Source organism: Janthinobacterium sp. Bl 1, from assembly GCF_058215535.1.
Map to the genome: position 1 here is coordinate 5,418,694 of NZ_CM177086.1, position 19,809 is coordinate 5,438,502.

Sequence of the window (19,809 nt, forward strand, 5' to 3'; positions counted from 1 at the left end):
TTGCCAGCTATTCTAACCACTTACCTGGGCATTGAGCGCCAAAGCCAGACCGCTGTCGGCGTCGAACAGGTGCATGTGCTCTTCATCGAAGGCCAGCGCCAGGGTCTGGCCCACCTGCGCCGCGCTGTTGGCCGCGTTCGCCGGCAGCAGCGCCGACAAGGTCAGGGCGCCGCACTGGAAGCTGATCAGCGCTTCGGCGCCCAGCAGCTCGACCAGGTCGATCACGCACGCCAGGCCATGCGTGCCTGCCTGCTCCTGCGGCAGCGCCGCGCGCAAGTGATTCGGCCGCAAACCGAACACCACGCGCGTGCCCTCGGCCAGCGCGGTGAAGCGGGGCGATATCAATGGCCAGCGGTAGCCGGCGCACACGAGCACCGTTTGCCAGCCATCCTTCTCGACGACGCCATCGATGAAGTTCATGGCAGGGGTGCCAATGAACCCTGCCGCGAACAGGGTGCGCGGATGGTTGTACAGTTCCGCCGGCGTGCCGATCTGCTCGATATGCCCGCCCTTCATCAGCACCACCCTGTCGGCCAGGGTCATGGCTTCGAGCTGGTCGTGCGTGACGTACAGGGTGGTGGTGCGCAGGCGGCGGTGCAGGCGCTTGATGTCGGCGCGCAGCTGCGCGCGCAGCTTGGCGTCCAGGTTCGACAGCGGTTCGTCGAACAGGAACACTTGCGGCGTCTTGATCATGGCGCGCGCAATGGCCGTGCGCTGCTGCTGGCCGCCCGACATGGCGCGTGGCTTGCGTTCCAACAGGCTGTCCAGGCTGAGAATGGCCGCCACCTCGCGCACGCGGCGCTCGATCTCGTCGTTCGGCACCTTCAGGCGGCGCAGGCCGAAGGCGATGTTGTCGTACACCGTCATGTGCGGATACAGCGCGTAGTTCTGGAACACCATCGCCACGTTGCGCGCACGCGGCGGCAAATCGTTGACGATGGCGCCGCCGATGTGCAGCTCGCCGCCGCTGATGTCTTCCAGGCCCGCGATCATGCGCAGCAAGGTCGATTTGCCGCAGCCCGATGGCCCCAGCAGGACGATGAATTCGCCGTCATCGATTTCCAGGTCGAACGGCTGCAGCACGGCCGTCTTCTCGTCATACGTCTTGTGCAGCTGCCTGCAAGTGATGTTTGCCATGGTGTTAGTCTCCTGCCAGTTCGATCTGGATCTTGACGTCGCGCGGATGGCCCTGGGCCGCTTCCTCGAACGCCCGCACGCCGTCGGCAAAGCCGAAGGTGCGCGAAATGAAGGGTTTGACGTCGATCTTGCCCGAAGCCAGCAAGGCGATCGCGCGCGGGAAGATGTTCGCGTAGCGGAACACGGATTCGATGCGCACTTCCTTGGCCTGGATGGCGACGATATCGAAAGGGACATTTTCGGGCGGCATGCCGACCAGCACCAGGCAGCCGTTCGGGCACAGCAGGTCGACGATGTTGTCGTAGGCGCGCATGCTGCCGCTGGCCTCGAAAACGATGTCGGCGCCCCAGCCGTCCGTCAGTTCGCGCACCGTATCAAACAGGCTGGCGTGGCGCACGTCGACCGTGGTCACGGCGGGATTGCCGGCGAACAGGGCCAGTTTTTCCGGCACCAGGTCGGCCAGGATCACGCGCGAGCAGCCGCCCGCCAGCGCGGCCAGCGCATTCATGGCGCCGATGGTGCCGGCGCCGATCACCACGGCCACGTCGCCCGGCTTGATAGCCGCCTTCTTGGCCGCCTGCAGGCCGATGGCCAGCGGTTCGACGATGGCGCCTTCGCCGAAGCTGACGTTGTCGGGCAGCTTGAAGGTAAAGGCGGCCGGATGCACGACATACGGCGTGAGGCATCCGTGGATGGGCGGCGTGGCCCAGAAGCGCACGGCGGGATCGAGGTTGTACAGGCCGCGCATGGTGGCCGGCGAATCGAACTGCGGCACGCCCGGCTCCATGCAGACGCGGTCGCCCACCTTCAGGTGCGTCACGTCATCGCCCACTTCGGCCACCACGCCGGACGCCTCGTGGCCGAGCACCATCGGCGCTTCGACGGCGAAGGGGCCGATCTTGCCATGTTTGAAGTAATGCACGTCGCTGCCGCAGATGCCCACGGTGTGAATCCTGATTTTCACGTCGCGCGGGCCGACGGCCAGCGGCAGGTCGATGTCGCGCAAGGTGATGGAATGCGCTTGTTCCAGTACGAGTGCTTGCATGATGGATTTCCTTATTTATGTTTGAGCATGGAGTTGAGCAGCCGTCCCAGGATGCCAACGAACAGCAGCGGCGGCAGCGCCAGCAGCACGGTGGAAGCGTTCACCACGCCCCACGGCACTTCCTGGCCCATCGAGGTAAAAGCCGATGCCACCACGGGCAGGGTCATGCTTTTCGACGAGGTGAGCGCCAACGCGATCATCAGTTCATTCCAGACCAGCACGAAGCTGAAGACGATGCCGCCCATCAGGGTTTTCGAGGCCACCGGCAGGGCCACGTACCAGAACACCTGGTAAGGGCCGTAGCCATCGAGCGCGGCCGCTTCCTCGATCTCTTTCGGGATGCGGGCAAACGCGGGAATCGACAGCCAGATGATGGTCGACAGGGTCACCAGCAGATACGTCACCACCATCGACAGACGCGAGTCGTACAGGCCCAGGTCGATCCAGATCGAGATCAAGGGAATGGCGACGGCCACGGGCGGCAAAAAGCGCAACGACAGCAGGAAGAACTGGATATCCTTCTTGGCCGGGATCGGATAGCGGGCGATCGCATACGCGGCAGGCACGCCCAGCACGGCGCCCAGCAGCACGGCGACGCCGACGATGGCCACGCTGTTGCCCAGCCCCGTCAGCACTTCCGGGCTGGCCAGCACCTGCTTGTAATTGGCCAGTGTCGGGCTGAAGAAAAAGCGCGGCACGGGCGTGACGATGTCCATCAGCTCCTTGAAGGAATTGAGCACGGCCCACAGGATGGGAAACAGCGCCACGAGGATAATCACGGTGGTAATGGCAGTGGTGGCGGCATGGTCCACGCCGCGCCGGATAGTCAGTTTTCCCATTTGGCGACTCGCTTCCAGAGCAGGGTGAATATTACTGTCGTGGCCAGCATCATCAGCACGGCCATGCTCGATGCGTACGACACCTTGCCCATCAGGCCGATGCCTTGCGCATACGCATACATGTCCAGGGTTTCGGTGGAGATGCCGGGGCCGCCCTTGGTCATCACGTAGATCAGGTCGAACGAGCGCAGCGACTCGACCATCTTGATGAACACGAGGCTCATGATGGGCACCTTCAGCATGGGCAGCGCGATATACGCATACACCTGGAGCGTGCTGGCGTAGTCGAGGCGCGCCGCTTCCAGCGGTTCGCCGGGCAGGGTTTCCAGCAGTTTCAGGATCACGGCGCCGAAGAACAGGCCCCACTGCCAGATGTCGACCAGCGCCACCGCATACAGGGCCGTGGCGGGGTCGGACAGCAGGGCCGTGCCGCCCAGCCCCACGCATTCGAGCATCCAGTTGAGGATGCCCATCAATGGCGAATACATGAACTTCCAGATGAAGGCGGCCGACACGCGCGGCAGCAGCACGGGCACGATCAAGAGCAGCGCGATGATGTCACGCGTGCGTCCCTTGACCTTCTCGAACAGGAACACGGCCAGCAGCACGCCGACGATCAGCGAACCGGCCACGGTCACCACTTCCCAGATGGCCGATACCTGCACGGCATTGAGGAAGCGGCGGTCGCCGAACAGGCGGAGAAAATTGGCAAAGCCGACGTAATCGCTGTCGCTGTAGCGCAGCACGCGGTTTTGCAGGGCCAGGTTGATGGCGGCGATACTGGGCACCAGGCCCAGTACCAGCAGGACCAGCAGCGGCAGAGTCAGAAAGACGGCGGGCAGCCAGGTGTGGCGTTTTTTATGGATGGAGTGTGGCATAGGAATCAGCTTTCAAACGAGAACGGGCAAGCGCTGGCTTTAGCCCCAAGGCAAGAGCTGGGGTCAGACCCGCCGGGGGATTGCGCACCAGTGGGGCGCAATCCGATCGCGAAGCGACTGACCCCGGGGCTTATTTGCGCTTCTTCGCCCGAGAAACCACCTCGGTCGCATACTCATTCGCCTCATCCAACGCGCTTTGCACGTCGCCGCGCGTGCCCGTAAACACTTCCTCCAAAACTACGCCCAGGTTGTCGCCGATGTCCGGCCACTCGGGGCTGGGCCAGATGGTGACGCGCGAGACGGGCGTGGTGTCCGTCAGGCCCGCCTGGATCTGCGGCTTGACGTGCTTGCGGAAGTAGTCGCTGTTGATGGTGCTGGTGCGGTTATAGTCGCTGAAGACGTTGTCCTTCAGGCGCGCCTGCTCCTGCTCCTTGCCCGTGGCGAAGGCGATGAACTTGCCGGCCGCCTGGCGCGTGCATTCATCTTTCGCGCCGGTGGCGGAGATGGCCAGGCCGTGGCCATACGCGGCCGATGGCAGCGGCGCTGGCGGGCGCACATAGCCGACCTTGTCGACCACCGAGGATTTTTTCGGGTCTTCCATCCAGTCGGCAAACGGCGTCGACTCGATCATGAACGCCACCTTGCCCGACCTGAACGCTTCGAGCGCATTGCTCCAGTCGTAGGTGGCGCCGCCCGGCGGCGAATACTTGAACAGCTCGCGGTACAGGGTGGTGGCCTTGACGGCCTGCGGCGAATTGAAGGCCGGCACGCCATTGTTTTCCCACTTGCCGCCGGCGGCCAGCATAAACGGCGCCCAGCGCCACACATTCATGCCCGAGCCGCGCTGGCCCCGCGCCGCCCAGCCATACACATTCGGCGGATTATTCATTTTCTTGACGGCGGCGACCAGTTCATCGAGCGTCTTCGGCACGGCGATGCCGGCTTTTTCCAGCAGGTCGCGGCGGTAGAACAGGAAGTCGCTGCCGCCGATCAGGGGCGCGAAATACGCTACGCCCTTGTACGAGGCGACGGCGCGGCGGCCCGGCAGGAAGTCGTCGTAATCGGCGTCCTTGGGCAGGTATTTAAGCAGGGGGACGACCCAACCGGCCGTGGCGAATTCGGCCACGTTGGCTTCGTCGATGTAATAGATCTGGTAGGAGCCGGCCTTGGTGGAAGCGTCGAGGCGGGCTTTCGAGCGGCGGTCGTTTTCGCCGAAATAGCTGATTTGTACCTTGGTGCCGCTTTTCTTTTCATACTCGGCGAGGGTCTTTTCCATCACCGTCAAGCCCAGGCTTTTTTGTGCCAGCACCTTGATCACGGGCACCGAGCAGCTTTGCGCCGAGGCGTCTGCAAACCCGGCGGACATGAGGGTGCCCCATGCAACAGCAGTCATGATTTTCATAACACGTCTCCATTTTTATAATCCGGCGGTTTTCCACCGGTATGCCAACTATAAAAACAAAGTCCATCTGCCACCACTGCAAAAGCGGCGAGTTTTCAAATACTATTTTTCAGCAAAAAGGCCTCCATGCCGGCCGCGATGGGCTGATCTTTTTTACCACACACAATATATAAAGCCGCTTGATTTATTAATTAGCCGGGCGTATATTTGGCTCGGGCACCGCATTGACGGCCGCCCCCAGGCCGAGGCAATCGCCTCCCGGTAAAAAATAAATAGATTCTGGAGACAACACAATGAACGTCAAACAATGCATCGCACTGGCTGTCCTGACGGCAGCCGGCGGCGGCGCCATGGCCGAGGAAGCAATCGTCGGCCTGATCACCAAGACCGATACCAACCCCTTCTTCGTGAAGATGAAAGAAGGCGCGCAGCAACGCGCGAAACTGAAGGGCGCTAAGCTGTTGACGGCGGCCGGGCGCGCCGACGGCGACAACGCCGGCCAGGTGACGGCGATCGAGAACATGGTGGCCGCCGGTGCCAAGGCGATCATGATCACCCCGAGCGATTCGAAAGCCATCGTGCCCGCCATCAAGAAGGCGCGCGCGGCCGGCGTGCTGGTGATCGCCCTCGACAGCCCGACCGAGCCGCAGGACGCCACCGATGCGCTGTTCGCCACCGACAACTACAAGGCTGGCTTGCTGATCGGCCAATATGCGAAAGCCGCCTTCGCCGGCAAGCCCGTCAAGATCGCCATGCTGGACTTGTTCCCCGGCCATCCGGTGGGCATAGCCCGCCACAACGGTTTCCTGGCTGGCTTTGGCGCGCCGGGCATCAGCGCCAAGACGGTCGGGCCGGCGAAAACCGCCGACGTGGTGTGCATGGCCGACAGTTTCGGCGACCAGGGCAAGGGCCAGACGGCGATGGAAAACTGCCTGCAGAAAAATCCCGACATCAATCTGGTGTACACCATCAACGAGCCGGCCGCCGCCGGCGCCTACAAGGCACTCAAGGCCCTGGGCAAGGAAAAGAACGTGATGATCGTTTCGGTCGACGGCGGCTGCGCCGGCGTGCGCGACGTCAAGGCCGGCGTCATCGCGGCGACCTCGCAGCAGTATCCGCTGAACATGGCAGGCCTGGGCGTCGAAGCCGGCGTCGAGTACGCCAAGAACGGGAAGAAGGCCAGCGGCTACGTCGATACCGGCGTCACCCTGATCAGCGACAAGCAGCAAGCGGGCGTCGAGAGCCGCGACACGGCGTTCGGCCTGAACTCCTGCTGGGGTAAATAAATCCACGCAGGCGGCCACGTTCGGCAAGGCTATCTGCCTTGCCGGCGCGCTGTCGCCTGCGCGTCGCCTTTTTCCCCTCTTGAATATGGATAACAGATGCGTTCCACCATCCCGACATTTCTGCCGCCGCTCTCCAAACTGGGCCCGGTCATTGCCCTGCTCGCCGCCTGCGTCTTCTTCGCGTCGCAGAGCGACCGCTTCCTCAGCAGCCAGAATTTTTCCCTGATTTTGCAGCAGGTCATGGTCGTCGGCATCATCGCCATCGGCCAGACCCTGATCATCCTGACCGCCGGCATCGACCTGTCCTGCGGCATGGCCATGGCGCTGGGCTCGGTCATCATGACCAAATTTGCCGTCGACCTCGGCATGACCCCCTATCTCGCGATCGGGTGCGGCATCGCCGTCACCGTGCTGATCGGCTTTATCAACGGCGCGCTGGTGACCTCGGTCAAGCTGCCGGCGTTTATCGTCACGCTGGGCACGATGAACATTGCTTTCGCCGTCACGCAGCTGTACTCGCAGGCCCAGACCGTCACCGGCCTGCCGGAAGCGATGGGATTTTTCGGCAACACCTTCCAGCTCGGCCAGGCCACCTTTACCTACGGCACCGTGCTGATGCTGGGCATGTACGTGCTGACCTGGCTGTACCTGCGCGAGACCGCGCCCGGCCGCCACCTCTACGCCGTCGGCAACAATCCGGAGGCGGCCCGCCTGACCGGCATCGCCACGAATAAAGTCTTGTTGGGCGTCTACATGATCGCCGGGATGTGCTACGGCATCGCCGCGCTGATGTCGGTGGCGCGCATGGGCGTGGGCGACCCGCAGGGCGGCCAGACCGACAACCTCGACAGCATCACCGCCGTCGTGCTCGGCGGCACCAGCCTGTTCGGCGGGCGCGGCTCGATCATGGGCACGCTCGTCGGCGTGCTGATCGTCGGCGTGTTCCGCAACGGCCTGACCCTGATGGGCGTGTCCTCGGTGTACCAGATCCTGGTGACGGGCATCCTGGTCATCCTGGCCGTGGCCACCGATCAACTGACACACAAGAAAGGTTGATGAGCATGACGACGCATGTGCAACCGGTATTCCAGGCCCGCGGCCTGGTCAAGCGCTACGGCAGCGTGACCGCCCTCGACGGCACCGATTTTGACTTGTTACCGGGAGAAATACTCGCCGTGATCGGCGACAACGGCGCCGGCAAGTCCTCGCTGATCAAGGCGCTGTCGGGCGCCCTCGTCCCGGACGAAGGCGAGATGCTGCTCGACGGCAAGCCGATCCATCTGAAGTCGCCGATCGACGCCCGCCGCTACGGCATCGAGACGGTGTACCAGGACCTGGCCGTGGCGCCGGCCATGACGATCGCCGAGAACCTGTTTCTCGGCCGCGAACTGCTGCGCAAGGGCATGTTGTCGCGCTTCCTGCGCTGCATCGACAAGAAGCAGATGCTGGCCGAGGCGGAAGCCCATATGCGCGATTTGAAAATCGGCATCCGTTCGATGAAGCAAGCCGTCGGCACCCTGTCTGGCGGCCAGCGCCAGGGCGTGGCCGTGGCGCGCAGCACGGCGTTTGCCAGGCATGTCGTGATTCTCGATGAACCAACCGCCGCACTCGGCGTAAAGGAGGGCAATATGGTACTGGAACTGATACGCAATGTGCGCGAGCGCGGCCTGCCGGTGATTTTGATCAGCCACAACATGCCGCACGTGTTCGAAATCGCCGACCGCATCCACGTGCAACGCCTGGGCAAGCGCGTCGCCGTCCTGAACCCGAAGCACATCAGCATGTCCGACACCGTGGCGGTGATGACGGGCGCGAAGAGCGCCGAAGACTTTCCGGAGGAAGCCCATGCTTAAGGGAATCGATCCGCTGCTCAGCCCGGAATTGCTGAAGATCCTGTGCGAAATGGGGCATGGCGAGGAAGTCGTGCTGGTCGACGCCAACTTCACCAGCCAGACCCTGGGCCAGGGCAAGCCGCTGGTGCGCCTGCCCGGCATCGACCTGCAGCGCGCCAGCGCGGCGCTGCTGTCGGTGTTTCCGCTCGACGCCATGGTCGACCAGCCGGTCGCCTTCATGAAGGTATGCAACACCGCCGACGGCTATCTGTCGGCGCTGCAGCGCGCCATGCTCGATCAGATCGCCGCCACCGGCGCCGCCACGCCCGGGCAATGCGAAGCGGTCGAGCGCTTCGCCTTCTACGAACGCGTCAAGGGCGCCTACGCCATCGTACAGACGGGCGAAATGCAGCCGTACGCCAATTTCCTGTTCAAGAAGGGTGTGATCAGCGATCCGCTGGCGGGCTGAGGAACGTGCAGCTGGCATAAAACATAAAATAAAGGAGACAACCATGTCAAAGCACTTCCCTGTTCTCGCCTCTTGCCTTGCCACCCTGCTGGTGGGCTGCGGCAGCGATAGCGACAGCACCAGCGGGCCGCCCCAGTCCAGCCACCTGGAAACCTACCGCCCCCAGCTCTCGTACACCGCCGCCAAAAACTGGCTGAACGATCCCAACGGAATGGTCTACCACGACGGCGAATACCACCTGTTCTACCAGTACAACCCGAACGGCAATACCTGGGGCGACATGTCCTGGGGCCACGCCGTCAGCACCGACCTGCTGCACTGGAACGAGCTGCCCGTCGCCCTGACGGCCGAAAAAGACGCTGGCGGCAAGCTCACGCAAATGTTCTTCTCCGGCAGCGTGGTGGTGGACACCAACAATACCAGCGGCCTTGGCAGCGCCGGCAATCCTGCCATGGTGGCCATCTATACCAGTGTGTACCCGCAAGGAAAAACGCTGGCCAACGGCCAGGTGCTTGCCCCCAACACCCAGTCCCAGTCCATCGCCTACAGCCTGGACCGGGGACGCACGTGGACCCAGTACGCCGCGAATCCGGTGATTGCCGCGCCACCGGCGCCGTTTGAAACCGAAGGACAAAATTTCCGCGATCCAAAAGTCTTCTGGTATGCACCGGAGCAAAAATGGGTCATGGTTGCCGTGGCCTCGGAGAAGCACCAGGCGCTGCTGTTCTCGTCCAAAAACCTGCGCGACTGGACCTACATGAGCGCCTTTGGCCCGGCCAACGCGGTCGGTGGCATCTGGGAATGTCCCGACCTGTTCGAGCTGCCGGTCGATGGCGACGCCAGCAAACGCAAATGGGTAATGAACATCAACATCAACCCCGGTTCGGTGGCCGGTGGTTCCGGAGCGCATTATTTTGTAGGGAAATTCGACGGCACGCGCTTTGTGGCCGACGCCAACAGCGTGATCGACAAGAAGCCGCCCACGGGCACCGTCTACCAGGACTTTGAAGCGGCCAGCTTCGACGCCACCGGCTGGGCATCGACGGGCGACTTTGCAGGCAAGACGCCCGTGGTCCCCTCGCATGGCGTGGCCGACAACCAGGGCAGCCAGCTGCTCGACACCTACCGGCTGGGCAAGGATGACGGCGCTGTGGGTACGCTCACCTCGCCCGCCTTTACCGTGTCCAGCAAGTACATCAATCTGATGGTCGGCGGCGGACGCCATCCACGCCTGGCCGGTGCCGGCGACGGCACGGTGCCTGCGGGAACCTTGCTGTTCCCGGGCGCCGGTTTTGAAGGCCCGGCCAATGCCACCTACGCCGACCTGGGCTGGACACCCGCCGGCGACGTGGTGGGGCAAAAGGTTGCCGCCGGAAGCGACGCCGACCGCCAGGCGGCAGCCGGCAAGCTGGGCGCGGGTGTGTTCAATTCCTTCTTCGGGGCCGGTGACGTGTCCAAGGGCAGCCTGACGTCGCCCACCTTTACCATCTCCAGGGACTATATCAACTTCCTCATCGGAGGAGGCAACCATCCCTACAGCAGCCCCAATCCCACGGCGGTGGTGCTCAAGGTCAACGGCAAGGTCGTGCGCAGCGCCACCGGGGCGGACTCTGAACTGAACTGGACAAACTGGGACGTACGCGAGTTCGCCGGACAGCAGGCCCAGATCGTCATCATCGACGACAACGACGGTGCCTGGGGACACATCGTTGCCGACGTGTTCGAGGCATCGGACCAGCCTGCCAAGCCCGTCAGCGACGAAACGACGGTCAACCTGCTGGTGAACGGCCAAGTGGTGAAGAGCGCAACCGGCGCCAATGCCGAAACCCTGAACTGGCGCAGCTGGAACGTGGACGCCTACCGTGGCAAGAGCGCGCAGATCCAGGTGGTGGACAACAACACCGGCGGCTGGGGCCATATCCTGGTCGACCATATCGTCTTTTCGGACAGCGCCAAAGAAGAAGCCAACTGGCTCGACTACGGCGCCGACTTTTATGCCGCCGTGACCTGGAACGGCATACCCGATGGCAAGCGCATCGGCCTGGGCTGGATGAGCAACTGGGACTACGCTGGCAACACGCCCACCACGCCATGGCGCAGCGCGCAGACCTTCGCCCGGGAATTCACGCTGCGCACCATAGCCGGCCAGGTGCGGCTGGTGCAGCAGCCGGTGGACAACTTCAGCACACTGCGCAGCAAAGCGCTGTACAGCGCCCAGGACCGTTCCGTGGCCGCCGGCGTGCAAGCGCTAGCTATCGCCCCCGCCCCGGGCCAGGCCCTGGACATCGTGGCCAAATTCCAGCCGGGCAGTGCCAGCGGTTTTGGCCTGAAGGTGCGCACTGGCACGAATGGCGAAGAAACCGTCATCGGCTATGACGCGGTGGCGGGCGAGGTCTACATCGACCGCAGCAAATCGGGCGACGCCAGTTTCAACGCCAGCTTTGCCGCCCGCCATACCGCCCCGCTGCCCCTGCGCACCGGCACAGTGGACCTGCGCATCGTGGTCGATACCTCGTCGGTAATGGTATTTGCGGGCAACGAGGTGGTGTTGACCGACCAGATCTTCCCGCAACCGTCCAGCAACGGTGTCGCGCTGTTCGCCGTGGGCGGCGCGGCAACATTGAAAGAGCTGACCATCTGGCCTTTGAAGTCGATCTGGGCCAAGCGCTAAAGCTGCACGGGAGCTCCAGCCATCTGGAGCTTCACTGGCGGGGCGGTGGATATGTAATAAAATGTCCTTCTTTACGCCTGTAGAAACCGGACCCGCCCCGCCATGTCAGACAGCTTTACCGAAGAGGCGTGCGCGCCGCAAGCAGCCATCGACGATGTTCAATGGCTGCAGCCGCGCGGCTCGAACCAGATGGGCATGAGCCAGTTCAACGAGCGGGTGGTGCTGCAGGCCGTGCGCTTGCACGGCAGCATGCCGAAGGCCGACCTGGCCCGGCTGACCAATCTGAGCACGCAAACGATTTCCCTGATCATCAACCGCCTGCTCGAGGAAGGCCTGGTCAGCAAGCGCGCACCGGTGCGCGGCAAGGTCGGCCAGCCGTCGGTGCCGATCATGCTCAATCCGGACGGCGCCTTCTCGATCGGCATCAAGATCGGCCGGCGCAGCCTCGACGTGTTGCTGGTCGATTTCGTCGGCAAGACGCGCGAGCGCCTGTCGTTCCCCTATTCGTTTCCCGTCCCCGACACCGTATTCGGCCAGATCGAGTCGGCGCTGAAAAGCATGGCCGTGCTGCTGGGACCGAAGTTGCTGCCGCGCCTGTGCGGCGTCGGCATCGCCGCGCCACTGGGCCTGGGCGGCTGGCAGAATCTGCTCGAGATGGCGCCGGAGCAGGCCAACGCGTGGGACAGCATCGACATCGGCCAGCGCGTACAGGCGATGACGGCGTTGCCGGTCGAGTTCGCCAAGGACACGGCCGCCGCCTGCGTCGCCGAGCTGGTGCTCGGGCGCGGGCGCAGCATCAAGAACTTCCTGTACATCTTCGTCGACATCTTCATCGGTGGCGGCCTGGTCATCAACAGCCATTTGCACAGCGGCCTGCACGGCAACGCCGGCGCGGTCGGCTCCTTGCCGCTCGGCATGGCCACGGCCGGCGCCAGGCATCCGCCGGGCCAGCTGCTGGGCGACGCTTCCCTGTTCAACCTCGAGCAGTTGTACACCCTGGCCGGGCTGGACCCGGCCGCCGCCCACGACGGGCGCGCGCTGCAGGAACCGTTCGTCACGCACACCGTGGCCTGGCTCGACGACGCGGCGCGGGCCATCGCGCTGAGCATCACCAGCGCCACCTGCCTGCTCGACCTGGAGGGGGTGATTATCGACGGTTCCTTCGACCGCGGCCTGCTCGAACAATTGCTGGTCCAGGTCGAGCGCGCGCTGGAATGCTATAGCTGGGAGGGCATCGCCCGGCCGCAGGTGCTCGGCGGCACCGTCGGCTCCGACGCGCGCGCCGTTGGCGGCGCCTTCCTGCCGCTGTACGCGCATTTCGCGCCGGACCGCGACCTGTTCCTCAAGTAAAGGTTCTGTCGCGTTGTTCCCCAGCCGCTCTTGATCTTGAACACCTCGCTTTACCTGATCGGCCTGCCGACGAGCGCCAATACGACAGAACCACCTAAACAAGCTGGTCCGGCTCGCGAGCCGTCAACTTCAACGCCAACAGCAAGCCGCTGACAAGATCAACGGAGAAGGTTGGGGTTGGTGGATCACTTACGTAGCATTCGGTGAAGAGCTAAGAGGTGCATCGAGGAAAATTTGTATTGCTTTCGCCACTCCTTCAAGGTCGCGAAGTTCGCACTCCCATACCACCATGACCTGCCATCCCGACCGACGCAAGGCATCGAATGTTCGCGTATCGCGCAGCTTATTGCCGTTGAGTTTCGCGCTCCAAAAATCGATACGCGACTTGGGCATGCGCGCCGACTTACATCCATCATGCCGATGCCAAAAACACCCGTGCACGAAGATGACCTTCCTCTTGCCTGGAAATATCAAATCCGGCGAACCAGGAAGGTCTTTGACGTGAATCCGATAGCGATATCCTGCGGCAAAAACCATTTTTCGAACCAGCAGCTCGGGACCGGTATTTTTTCCTTTAACCCTCGCCATCACTCTGCTACGCGACGGCTGGTCTAGCGTATCGACCATGACGCCCCCCATGAAACCCCAAACCTAAGGTCATTTTTTGTGCTTTTCAAGGGTAATTTGAGACGAAACAAGTCAAGTCATTGAGTACTGTATAAAAACACAGTAAAATGAATCAACTAATTTGACATTGCATCAACTGCAATGAAATAGAACAATTTTTCATCGATTCGCTGCTCTCTGGTTCATTGCTTTATACTGCTGCACTGCTCAAGTATATCCAAAATGAATGTGTCATTCGCAACTAAGCCTGCTGGCGAAGTTGCTAGTTGCAAAATCGAAATATTATCTTTAAATAAACAATACCGACTCATAATTTCGCGCAAAAGTAGCATCGTTTCAGCCATTCCAAATGACCATGTATAACACGCCCGCCCTTTTAGTCCCACCAGAAATGCCGGTGGCAAACACTCGCCTCATCGAGTCAATTGAGCTATTCGCAGGCGCGGGTGGCTTGGCGCTTGGGTTCTCCAGCAATGATGTTCAACATCGTGCGGTCGTCGAATGGAACAGCCATGCCTGCAACACCCTACGCAATAACAAGCTTCATCGGGTGGCGCCAGTCAGCTATTGGCCCGACGTGACGGAAGGGGATGTGCGCAATTTCAACTACGCGAATCATGACAACATCGATCTGATCACCGGTGGACCACCGTGCCAACCTTTTTCCATGGGCGGCAAGCACGGTGGTTTTCTTGATGAACGAGATATGTTTCCGCAAGCGGTACGGGCTGTCCGAGAGGCAAGGCCACGAGCTTTCACCTTTGAAAATGTGCAGGGACTCAAACGTGCCGCGTTCGCCGATTACTTCAGCTATATCCTGCTGCAACTCGAATTTCCTTCCCAAGTAGCCAAAGCGAAAGAGCTATGGACGGAACACTTGGCAAGACTACAAAAACACAAGGCCAATGGCGCGGCAAGCGAATATCATGTTTATCATCGCCTGGTCAATGCGGCGAACTATGGTGTTCCTCAAAAGCGTATGCGGATCTTCTTCGTAGGATTCAGAGCCGATGTGCATCAACCTTGGGATTTCCCTGCAGAAACGCATAGCAGTGATGCGCTAATACTGACAAAATGGGCAAGTGGAAGCTACTGGGAACGTCACCGCATCGCATCCAAACACCGCCCGCCACGACCTGATGGCATCGATAAAAAGATCCAGAAAATACTGGATGCGGATCATGGCGCCAACATGCTTGCCTGGCAAACCGTTAGAGATGCCATCTCCGATTTGCCCGATCCAGAACTATCCTCCGCGAAGACGCTCTTCCAAGCGCACCGATTCCAACCCGGTGCGAGGGCTTATGCGGGGCATACCGGCAGCCCAATTGATGAACCTGCCAAAGCGCTCAAGGCCGGTGATCACGGCGTTCCTGGCGGAGAAAACATGCTACGCCACAACGACGGTTCGGTGAGGTACTTTACGGTAAGGGAATCAGCACGCATTCAGACTTTCCCTGACAACTTTATATTTGAAGGGACATGGTCCGAGACCATGCGCCAGCTTGGCAATGCCGTGCCTGTCAAATTGGCGGCAGCGATGGCTCGTGGGGTATGTGAGTTGTTAAGAGAGTGAAATTGGTTTTTGACAGTGCAGAAAAAGGCATGAAGAACATGCGATTTTCCTGTCAATTTGAAGAGTAAAATCAGGCAAAATCTTCGTTACTTATCCGAAGGCGTGCTGACTTCCGCTGCGACCTGATCGAACAAAACACCCCCTTTTGCAGGGGTAAAGAAACGCTCTCGGTTAATCTGACGCATATCGCTCATGATGCGCTCGAAAATCTGATGAACGTCCGTGTAAGGCAAGTGACGTGTCAGGTGGCCGGCAATCTGGTCATTAATCGTCTCGGGTGATTTCTGGTTTTCAAAAGTTTTGTCGGCCCACTCACGCCCTGGGTGCATAGTATCCCAAGGGGATCGTTTATTGACACGCGTATCAGAACTGTCGCCGTGCTTTCCCAAACCAAAGCAAATCTTTGTTTCCGAGTTCCAGATCGGTTTGAAAAAATTGATCAAATAGTCCTCAGCCGATTTTTGATAGCCACTTTGCACAATCAAAAAGCGACATTCAAAATCTTCAATCTTCAGCGTCGTGGTCGCTTTTCGAATACTTTTGGCATGCTCATTAAGTCGCGCCGACAGCTTGGTTCCTTGTGTCACCGCATCCTTCGCGCCTTGCCGATCAGGGTCGGCCTTTCCCACATAAATGGGATGATCCATGTCCTTGAGCGGCAGGTACGGCGGGAAATCACCTCGATAATAGATCGCATACACACCCGCGCCATAAAAGTCAGGGATGGCCGCCAGCGAATGCCGTTCCTGCGCGACCATGGTCAAAGCCACTACCCTGCCGGCGGTGTTGGGATCGGATGGATCGAAAATTGACTCCGGCCGCCAGACGGGATCCAGCTTCTCCGTAGTAGCCTTGATCTCCGAGACCACCTTTTCCAGCTCCAAACGAATTTTCTTAAGACTCCTTGCATCATTCCCCGCATCGGCATTGCTGATGCGGTGGGCCAGAGTTTGCAACTCGGCAAGCATGCTTTCGAGAGGGAGAACTGCTTTTTTACTTGTGGCCATCTAATTCCTTATTCTCTTCAGTATTTGATATTTTCGTTCACACAACACAAGGACTAAGAAAAACTCTTGCGATAGATATTGATGTCCTTGCCGACGATGGGCTGGCGCGAAAAGCGTTCGAAGCGCAAACCGAGCTTGTTGATCAAGTTGATCGAAGGCTGGTTCTGCGGCGACACGAGGCCATACACAGCCGGCAGGCACAGCACGTCGCGCGCATGGCGCAGCACGCTAGCTGCAGCCTCCCAGGCCAGGCCCTGGCCGCAATACGCGGGCAGCAGCGCGTAGCCGATATCGGGGCCCGGCATGGTGGCGCGCTTGATCAGGCCGCACATGCCGATCGCCACATTGTCAGCGCGGTGCTCGACGATATAGAAAGAGTAGCCGAGTTCCTGCTGCTGCGCGATCGGGCCCGTTTCCAGCGCCGCGCGCGCCGCGTCCACGGTATGGATCTGACGGTCGCCGATGGTGGCCAGCCAGGTCGGTTCGTTCACCAGCCCGAGGAAAAACGCCGCGTCATCGACGCTGGCGGTGCGCAGGCGCAGACGGGGCGTCTCGATCACGGTGACGGCGCCGCTCATGCCGGCCACTGCATCGGATCGGTCAGCAGCTGGTACATCACGTAGGCGTCGACATAGCCGAGCTGCGCGTGGCGATAGGCCAGCGGCAAGGTGGCGACGACCGTGAAGCCCAGTTTTTTCCACAGGGTGACGGCGGCCAGGTTGGTGCTGACGACGAAGTTGAACTGCATCGCCAGGTAGCCCGCGCGGCGCGCTTCTTCCATGCAGTGCACGCCCAGCAGGCGCCCCACGCCCACGCCCTGCGCGGCCGGGTCGACCATGAACGAGGCATTGGCCACGTGCGATCCATGGCCAGGCTGGTTCGCCACCAGCTTGTACATGCCCAGCAGGCGCTCCGTGCCCATGGTGGCGACAAAGCTTTGTACGCCGGGGCCGAACCAGTAGGCGTGGCACGCTTCGCGCGTCGTATCGACGGGGAAGGGATACGTGTCGCCGCCGGCCACCAGGGTCTGGAAGATCGGCCACATGGCGTCGAAATCGGCTTCGCTGGCCGGGCGGATATCAATTTCTTTCAAGTCGATGCTCCTGATAACAAGTGATGGCTGATTGTATCAGCGGCCCAGGCGGAAGTTCACGCTGTCCGGCCGCCCCGGCAAGTGCAGGCGCGATTGCGCGCGCGGTGCTTCGCTGACGATTTTCCCGCGCCGCAGCACCAGGCGCCGCGCCGCGCGCAGGCGCAGCGCTTCCACGGTACTGCCGCAATCGAGGATCAGCAAATCCGCATGGCAGCCGGGCGCAATGCCGTAGCCATCGAGGCCCAGGATGCGCGCCGGCGTTTCCGTCACGGCCAGGAAGCAGTCGTGCATCGCTTGCTGGCCCGTCATCTGCGCCACGTGCAGCCCCATGTGCGCCACTTCCAGCATGTCGCCCGAGCCGAGGCTGTACCACGGGTCCATCACGCAGTCGTGGCCAAAGGCGACGGGGATGCCGGCGGCCAGCATCTCGGGCACACGCGTCATGCCGCGCCGCTTCGGATACGTATCGTGGCGCGCCTGCAAGGTGATGTTGATGAGGGGATTGGCGATGGCCGCCACGCCTGCCTCGCGGATCAGGGGCAGCAGTTTGCTCACATAATAATTGTCCATCGAATGCATGGACGTCAGGTGCGATCCCGTCACCCTGCCCTGCATGCCAAGGCGCTGGCTGTGGAAGGCCAGGGTTTCGATGTGGCGCGACAGCGGGTCGTCCGACTCGTCGCAATGCATGTCGACCATCAGCCCACGTTCGCAGGCGAATTCGCACAGCAGGCGCACGGATTCCGCGCCGTCCGCCATGGTGCGCTCGAAATGCGGGATGCCGCCCACCACGTCGACGCCCATGGCGATCGCGCGCTTCAGATTGTCGAAGGCGCCGGGACTGCGCAGGATGCCGTCCTGCGGGAACGCCACCAGCTGCAAATCGAGATACGGCGCCACCTGCCGCTTGACGTCGAGCAGCGCTTCGACGGCCAGCAGGCGCGGATCGCAGATATCGACGTGCGAGCGGATGGCCAGCAAGCCGCGCGCCACGGCCCAGTCGCAATACTGCAGGGCGCGGTCCACCAGCGCCTGCTGCGTCAATTGCGGCTTCAGCTCGCCCCACAGGGCGATGCCTTCGAGCAGGGTGCCGGAGGCGTTTACGCGCGGCAAGCCATAGCTGAGCGTGGCGTCCATGTGGAAGTGGGCATCGACGAACGGCGGCGTGACGAGGTCGCCCTCGGCGTCGATCTCTTGCGCGCCCGTCACGGGCAAGGCGGCGCCGACGGCGGCGATGCGGCCGCCCTCGATGGCGATATCGATGGCGCGGCGCCCGTCGGGCAGGCTGGCATTGCGGATGACAAGGTCCATGCGGACACTCCTTCGGTTGACTACGGTACCTGGCGCTTCAAGTGCATTGGCATCTTGGCTTTTCAAGGATGCTGCGGTGCATGAATATAGTCACTGGCAAAAGCGTAGCCATAGATTCCCTGACAACGCTTTGCGCACGCGCAAACTTGTGGCAGATGCTGCCAGACGCATGAATCAAGCATGCGCGGGGCAGACGCCCTTGAGAAAATAGCTTTCAACTAACTCGAATCACCGCTAGAATATTCATATTGCGTTGCATCATAAAAAGCCTATGATCAGCTGTTTAGCACGCTACTTACTTTACAAAACGCGGCCAACTCTGGTTTTCGGGATTTTGCAGAGCGTTTTGCCAGCATTTTAATCCGTACAAAGGAGTAAATATGTTTCCGCTTCCTGAACAATTTTCCAGCGCCGCCAAGTCGCAACTGGAAAGCCAGCTGCAAATCTTCAGCACCCTCACCAGCAAAGTCTTTGAAAGCGCCGAAAAAATTATCGCGCTGAACCTGAACGCCGGCAAGGCCGCCATCTCGCAAACGGCGGAGACGGCCCAGCACCTGCTGGTAACGCAGGACCCGCGCGACTTCTTCAGCTACAGCACCAGCCAGGCGCAACCGAACATCGAGAGCGTGCTGGCCTACAGCCGCCAGCTGTTCGGCATCGCCTCGAGCACCCAGGCGGAATTGCTGGCCTCGGCCAAGGCCCGCCTCGACGAAGCCGCGCCTGTCGCCGCACCCGCTCCTGCCGCAGCCAAGCCTGCGCTGGCAGCTGTACCTGCGCCTGCCGCTGTACCTGCACCATCGCCAGCGCCAGCAGCCGCACCTGCGCCCGTTGCCGCCAGGCCTGCCGAAGCAGCCAAGCCTGCCGCCGCGCCGGCAGCCAAACCAGAAGCAGCGCCTGCCAAGGTTGCCGAGAAGGTCGCCGACAAGCCAGCCGTGAAAGCGGTGGAAGCCAAGCCGGCGGCCAAACCGGCAGCCAAGCCGCAAGCGGCCAAACCCGCACCTGCACCTGCACCTGCACCAGCGAAAGCCGCCGCGCCGGCACCGGCCAAGCCTGCCGCAAAACCATTTCCTTCGAGCAAACCGGCCGCCAAGCCAGCCAGCGCCGCCGGCAAGACCGTAGCCAAGGCCGCCGTCAAGCACGCCCCTGCCCCAGCCGCCAAGCCGGCAGCCAAGGCAGCGCCCAAAGGTACGCCATCGAAACAGCTCGACATGCTGGGTGGCGCTAAAGGCAGCGGCCGCAAGTAAGCCTCGCGCACAGCACTGACGCAGCAAAACAACGGGCTACGG

The 19,809-nt window shown here is 61.6% G+C and carries 18 protein-coding genes; 8 read left to right on the forward strand and 10 right to left on the reverse strand.

Going from position 1 to position 19,809, the window contains the following annotated elements; genetic code table 11:
- Positions 1-12 precede the first annotated feature (12 nt).
- From AC4BCN_RS24450 to AC4BCN_RS24470, 5 genes are all read right to left on the reverse strand, one after another.
- A complete protein-coding gene (locus AC4BCN_RS24450) occupies positions 13-1,137 on the reverse strand; it encodes an ABC transporter ATP-binding protein (protein ID WP_128142093.1) in 1,125 nt (374 codons plus the stop codon).
- A 4-nt stretch (positions 1,138-1,141) separates the two neighbouring features.
- A complete protein-coding gene (locus AC4BCN_RS24455) occupies positions 1,142-2,182 on the reverse strand; it encodes an NAD(P)-dependent alcohol dehydrogenase (protein ID WP_490491955.1) in 1,041 nt (346 codons plus the stop codon).
- Between the two features lie 11 nt (positions 2,183-2,193).
- Positions 2,194-3,021, reverse strand: coding sequence for a carbohydrate ABC transporter permease (locus AC4BCN_RS24460; RefSeq protein ID WP_338679584.1), 828 nt, complete (start codon positions 3,019-3,021; stop codon positions 2,194-2,196).
- Positions 3,009-3,899: a carbohydrate ABC transporter permease gene (locus AC4BCN_RS24465; protein WP_083292505.1), complete on the reverse strand. Its 891-nt coding sequence runs from the start codon at positions 3,897-3,899 to the stop codon at positions 3,009-3,011. Before AC4BCN_RS24465 ends, AC4BCN_RS24460 begins: the two co-directional genes overlap by 13 nt.
- A 130-nt stretch (positions 3,900-4,029) precedes the next feature.
- Positions 4,030-5,301, reverse strand: coding sequence for an ABC transporter substrate-binding protein (locus AC4BCN_RS24470; protein WP_072455567.1), 1,272 nt, complete (start codon positions 5,299-5,301; stop codon positions 4,030-4,032).
- Between the two features lie 293 nt (positions 5,302-5,594).
- On the opposite strand from AC4BCN_RS24470, the gene AC4BCN_RS24475 reads away from it, so the two are divergent.
- From AC4BCN_RS24475 to AC4BCN_RS24500, 6 genes are all read left to right on the forward strand, one after another.
- Positions 5,595-6,587, forward strand: coding sequence for a sugar ABC transporter substrate-binding protein (locus AC4BCN_RS24475; RefSeq protein ID WP_338679586.1), 993 nt, complete (start codon positions 5,595-5,597; stop codon positions 6,585-6,587).
- 96 nt (positions 6,588-6,683) lie between these two features.
- Positions 6,684-7,643, forward strand: a complete 960-nt coding sequence (locus AC4BCN_RS24480) for an ABC transporter permease (protein ID WP_490491956.1) — start codon at positions 6,684-6,686, stop codon at positions 7,641-7,643.
- The gene (locus AC4BCN_RS24485) at positions 7,643-8,440 is read left to right on the forward strand and encodes an ATP-binding cassette domain-containing protein (protein WP_490491957.1); all 798 of its coding nucleotides are present in this window, start codon (positions 7,643-7,645) and stop codon (positions 8,438-8,440) included. Before AC4BCN_RS24480 ends, AC4BCN_RS24485 begins: the two co-directional genes overlap by 1 nt.
- Positions 8,433-8,888, forward strand: a complete 456-nt coding sequence (locus AC4BCN_RS24490) for an RbsD/FucU family protein (protein ID WP_490491958.1) — start codon at positions 8,433-8,435, stop codon at positions 8,886-8,888. Before AC4BCN_RS24485 ends, AC4BCN_RS24490 begins: the two co-directional genes overlap by 8 nt.
- Before the next feature lie 43 nt (positions 8,889-8,931).
- Positions 8,932-11,559, forward strand: a complete 2,628-nt coding sequence (locus AC4BCN_RS24495) for a GH32 C-terminal domain-containing protein (RefSeq protein ID WP_490491959.1) — start codon at positions 8,932-8,934, stop codon at positions 11,557-11,559.
- Between the two features lie 102 nt (positions 11,560-11,661).
- Positions 11,662-12,909 (forward strand): ROK family transcriptional regulator, encoded by a 1,248-nt coding sequence (locus AC4BCN_RS24500; protein WP_490491960.1) that lies wholly within the window; start codon positions 11,662-11,664, stop codon positions 12,907-12,909.
- Positions 12,910-13,098: 189 nt separating this feature from the next.
- Here AC4BCN_RS24500 and AC4BCN_RS24505 read toward each other — a convergent pair whose 3' ends face one another.
- Positions 13,099-13,536, reverse strand: a complete 438-nt coding sequence (locus tag AC4BCN_RS24505) for a very short patch repair endonuclease (RefSeq protein WP_338679590.1) — start codon at positions 13,534-13,536, stop codon at positions 13,099-13,101.
- Between the two features lie 349 nt (positions 13,537-13,885).
- Between AC4BCN_RS24505 and AC4BCN_RS24510 the strand changes: the two genes are divergently transcribed.
- Positions 13,886-15,112 (forward strand): DNA cytosine methyltransferase, encoded by a 1,227-nt coding sequence (locus AC4BCN_RS24510; RefSeq protein ID WP_338679591.1) that lies wholly within the window; start codon positions 13,886-13,888, stop codon positions 15,110-15,112.
- An 86-nt stretch (positions 15,113-15,198) separates the two neighbouring features.
- Here AC4BCN_RS24510 and AC4BCN_RS24515 read toward each other — a convergent pair whose 3' ends face one another.
- Genes AC4BCN_RS24515 through AC4BCN_RS24530 form a run of 4 tightly spaced genes read right to left on the reverse strand, consistent with a single transcriptional unit; the run spans position 15,199 to position 18,523 of the window.
- Positions 15,199-16,119: an Eco29kI family restriction endonuclease gene (locus tag AC4BCN_RS24515; protein WP_338679592.1), complete on the reverse strand. Its 921-nt coding sequence runs from the start codon at positions 16,117-16,119 to the stop codon at positions 15,199-15,201.
- A gap of 53 nt (positions 16,120-16,172) precedes the next feature.
- On the reverse strand, positions 16,173-16,697 hold the full coding sequence (locus AC4BCN_RS24520) for a GNAT family N-acetyltransferase (protein ID WP_070301383.1): 525 nt from the start codon (positions 16,695-16,697) through the stop codon (positions 16,173-16,175).
- Complete coding sequence (locus AC4BCN_RS24525; protein WP_490491961.1) at positions 16,694-17,212, reverse strand: GNAT family N-acetyltransferase; 519 nt, start codon at positions 17,210-17,212, stop codon at positions 16,694-16,696. The genes AC4BCN_RS24520 and AC4BCN_RS24525 overlap by 4 nt, the downstream gene beginning before the upstream one ends.
- A gap of 36 nt (positions 17,213-17,248) precedes the next feature.
- A complete protein-coding gene (locus AC4BCN_RS24530; protein WP_490491962.1) occupies positions 17,249-18,523 on the reverse strand; it encodes an amidohydrolase family protein in 1,275 nt (424 codons plus the stop codon).
- Between the two features lie 380 nt (positions 18,524-18,903).
- Between AC4BCN_RS24530 and phaP the strand changes: the two genes are divergently transcribed.
- Positions 18,904-19,767, forward strand: a complete 864-nt coding sequence (gene phaP, locus AC4BCN_RS24535) for a TIGR01841 family phasin (RefSeq protein WP_490491963.1) — start codon at positions 18,904-18,906, stop codon at positions 19,765-19,767.
- Positions 19,768-19,809 lie beyond the last annotated feature (42 nt).

Coding starts and splice junctions, on each gene's coding strand:
- AC4BCN_RS24450 (WP_128142093.1), bottom strand. CDS start 1,137: ATGGCAAACATCACTTGCAGGCAGCTGCACAAGACGTATGACGAGAAG.
- AC4BCN_RS24455 (WP_490491955.1), bottom strand. CDS start 2,182: ATGCAAGCACTCGTACTGGAACAAGCGCATTCCATCACCTTGCGCGAC.
- AC4BCN_RS24460 (WP_338679584.1), bottom strand. CDS start 3,021: ATGGGAAAACTGACTATCCGGCGCGGCGTGGACCATGCCGCCACCACT.
- AC4BCN_RS24465 (WP_083292505.1), bottom strand. CDS start 3,899: ATGCCACACTCCATCCATAAAAAACGCCACACCTGGCTGCCCGCCGTC.
- AC4BCN_RS24470 (WP_072455567.1), bottom strand. CDS start 5,301: ATGAAAATCATGACTGCTGTTGCATGGGGCACCCTCATGTCCGCCGGG.
- AC4BCN_RS24475 (WP_338679586.1), top strand. CDS start 5,595: ATGAACGTCAAACAATGCATCGCACTGGCTGTCCTGACGGCAGCCGGC.
- AC4BCN_RS24480 (WP_490491956.1), top strand. CDS start 6,684: ATGCGTTCCACCATCCCGACATTTCTGCCGCCGCTCTCCAAACTGGGC.
- AC4BCN_RS24485 (WP_490491957.1), top strand. CDS start 7,643: ATGAGCATGACGACGCATGTGCAACCGGTATTCCAGGCCCGCGGCCTG.
- AC4BCN_RS24490 (WP_490491958.1), top strand. CDS start 8,433: ATGCTTAAGGGAATCGATCCGCTGCTCAGCCCGGAATTGCTGAAGATC.
- AC4BCN_RS24495 (WP_490491959.1), top strand. CDS start 8,932: ATGTCAAAGCACTTCCCTGTTCTCGCCTCTTGCCTTGCCACCCTGCTG.
- AC4BCN_RS24500 (WP_490491960.1), top strand. CDS start 11,662: ATGTCAGACAGCTTTACCGAAGAGGCGTGCGCGCCGCAAGCAGCCATC.
- AC4BCN_RS24505 (WP_338679590.1), bottom strand. CDS start 13,536: ATGGTCGATACGCTAGACCAGCCGTCGCGTAGCAGAGTGATGGCGAGG.
- AC4BCN_RS24510 (WP_338679591.1), top strand. CDS start 13,886: ATGACCATGTATAACACGCCCGCCCTTTTAGTCCCACCAGAAATGCCG.
- AC4BCN_RS24515 (WP_338679592.1), bottom strand. CDS start 16,119: ATGGCCACAAGTAAAAAAGCAGTTCTCCCTCTCGAAAGCATGCTTGCC.
- AC4BCN_RS24520 (WP_070301383.1), bottom strand. CDS start 16,697: ATGAGCGGCGCCGTCACCGTGATCGAGACGCCCCGTCTGCGCCTGCGC.
- AC4BCN_RS24530 (WP_490491962.1), bottom strand. CDS start 18,523: ATGGACCTTGTCATCCGCAATGCCAGCCTGCCCGACGGGCGCCGCGCC.
- phaP (WP_490491963.1), top strand. CDS start 18,904: ATGTTTCCGCTTCCTGAACAATTTTCCAGCGCCGCCAAGTCGCAACTG.